2 protein-coding genes are annotated in these 2577 nt (G+C 46.8%); both read right to left on the bottom strand.

Annotated elements, in window-relative coordinates; translation table 11 throughout:
• A partial coding sequence (locus F6J94_RS32830; RefSeq protein WP_293047891.1) for an aspartate kinase occupies positions 1 to 1699 on the bottom strand: 1699 nt, incomplete at its 3' end.
• A gap of 154 nt (positions 1700 to 1853) precedes the next feature.
• On the bottom strand, positions 1854 to 2426 hold the full coding sequence (locus F6J94_RS32825) for a Uma2 family endonuclease (protein ID WP_293047888.1): 573 nt from the start codon (positions 2424 to 2426) through the stop codon (positions 1854 to 1856).
• Positions 2427 to 2577 lie beyond the last annotated feature (151 nt).

Here is a 2577-nt window from a genome sequence, read left to right as displayed (position 1 = left end):
TTTGTTCCGAAGCTAGGGCAGCAAACATTTGTGCTGCGATCCCTGGTTGTCCAACCATGCCAGCACCGACAATACTGACTTTGGCAATATCGGCATCCAGGAGAATTTCACTACACCCAATCACTGGTGCGATCTGTTGTAGGGCTTTCTGAGCCATTTCTGCTTCGGCTTGAGGTACTGTGAAGGCAAGATCCCTGGTGGCAATTCCATTAATGATTCGACAGCGTTGGGACTGGATAATCATATCAATACTAATATTGTGCTCTGCCAAGGTTCCAAATATCTTGGCTGCCATGCCTGGACGATCGGGAATTTGACGAATGGCTAGACGGGCTTGCTTGATGTCTAGGGCTACACCTCGAACGGGGGGATGGGTGATCTCGCTGGAGTGGTCACTATCTGCTGCTTGATCTCGAATGGGTAGATGAATGGGGGTATTGTTGATATCGAAACAGTTACACAAGGCCGCGATCGCGCGATCGCATTCGAGGGCATCAATCACACAGCTGACTTTGATTTCGGAGGTGGAAATCATCTCAATGTTGACACCGGCATCCGCTAAAGCCTGGAACATCTGAGCTGCAACCCCAGGACGTCCAATCATCCCTGCTCCAGTGATCGAGACTTTAGCAATATCCCTACCGACCATCACTTCTGCTTCTTGGGTATCGGGGGTGGTTTGGCGACGCAGGGCGGGAGCAATGGCTTCGGCTACTGCTTCCGCTCGATTGATCATAGCGGTATTGACGGTAAAGGCAATATCATTAGTATTCTGTTCGTGAATGGACTGGATAATTAAATCTACATCTAGGTCTTGAACTGCAATTTCACCAAACAACCGTGCTGCTACACCAGGGGAATCGGGCACTCGTAATAGGGCTATTTTTGCCTGGTCGGTGTCATATTCTACGGTATTCACTGGTCGAGCAATTTCTAACCCCTCTAAGGAACGGGGGGGAGAGCTTGGGGAAATTACCCTAGTGCCAGGTTCATCGCTCCAGCTGGATAGGACTACTAAGGTTAAGCCATAGTTGCGTGCAATTTCTACGGCACGGGGATGGAGGACTTTTGCCCCTAAGCTAGCTAATTCCAGCATTTCATCAGCGGTAATTTCTGGCATCAGTTGAGCATCCGGTACGATCCGGGGGTCAGTGGTTAATATCCCCGGTACATCGGTATAAATTTCACACCGAGATGCCCCCAGTGCTGCGGCTAGGGCTACGGCTGAAGTATCAGAGCCACCCCGACCTAGGGTAGTGATTTCTAATTCATCAGTGCTGGTGATGCCCTGGAAACCAGCAACTACTACAACTTTCCCGTCGTTCAAACATCGCTCCAGCCGCTGGGTTTCGATTTGCAGAATCCTAGCGCTACTGTGCTTAGCTTCTGTTACAATACCCACTTGAGCGCCAGTGAGGGAAATAGCTGGTTGCTCTAATTCCTGTAGGGCCATGGATAATAGAGCAATGGACACTTGCTCACCGGTGGATAGCAGCATATCCATTTCCCGACGACAGGGATTAGGGGATATGGCTTTCGCTAGTTGTACCAAACCATCGGTAGTCTTACCCATAGCGGACACCACCACTACCACGGAATTGTTTTGTTGGACTGTTTTGAGAATTCGCTGGGCAACGGCTTGTATGCGTTCCACAGAGCCAACCGAGGTACCACCGTATTTTTGGACAACTAGCGCCATAAGCTTATTCCACTATTTGTTTCGTTGTTTGACTCCCGTTTCCAGGATTGAGTTATCGCAATTCCCTGCATACGTTAACAGAAGAGTAAATAATTGTCAACAAAAAAATATTTTTTCAGTCTCTTGTTTCTAGGGAAGTATTCAGCAAAACCCTTCACCAAATTAAATCAAGATACAACACAAAACCAGGCAAAACTTCTTCTCCCGATAAACTACTGGGAGACTCTAAAACTTCAACATCTCTACTTGGTCGATAAATTTCCAATTGTCGCTCTTTACGATTAATCAACCAACCTAAACGAGTGCCATTGTCTCGGTATTCTTCCATTTTTTTTCGAATTGCTGTTATGGGATCACTAGGAGAACGTAACTCAATCACAAAGTCAGGACATAGGGGCAAAAATTTCTCTTGCTGTTGAGGAGTTAAACTATTCCAGCGTGCTAAGGGTATCCAAGAAGCATCGGGAGAACGGTCTGCTCCATTGGGGAGTTTAAAACCAGTGGAAGAATCGAAAGCAATTCCCAACTTGTTTTGACGACTCCAGGCTTGAAGTTGGTAGCCTATTTCTAGATTACGGTTTCCTGTGCTGCCGCCAGTAGGTGACATAATAATTAAATCTCCATTAGCATTGCGTTCAAATTTTAAATCGTCGTTGTCTTGACAAAGCTGGAAAAATTGCTCGTCGGTAAGGTTAATTGATTGGAGATCAAGGGTTAAAGTGCTCATGATTGTTTAGGAAAGGGAGTGGGGAGTAGGGAGTAGGGAGTAGGGAGTAGGGAGTAGGGAGTAGGGAGTAGGGAGTAGGGAGTAGGGAGTAGGGAGTAGGGAGTAGGGAGTAGGGAGTAGAGACCTAAGTGTATTTTATAATTATAATTAA

The organism is Moorena sp. SIO1F2, from assembly GCF_010672755.1.
GTDB lineage: Bacteria > Cyanobacteriota > Cyanobacteriia > Cyanobacteriales > Coleofasciculaceae > Moorena.
The sequence above is the reverse complement of the archived record's forward strand: the minus strand, read 5'-3'. Positions and strand labels throughout refer to the sequence as shown.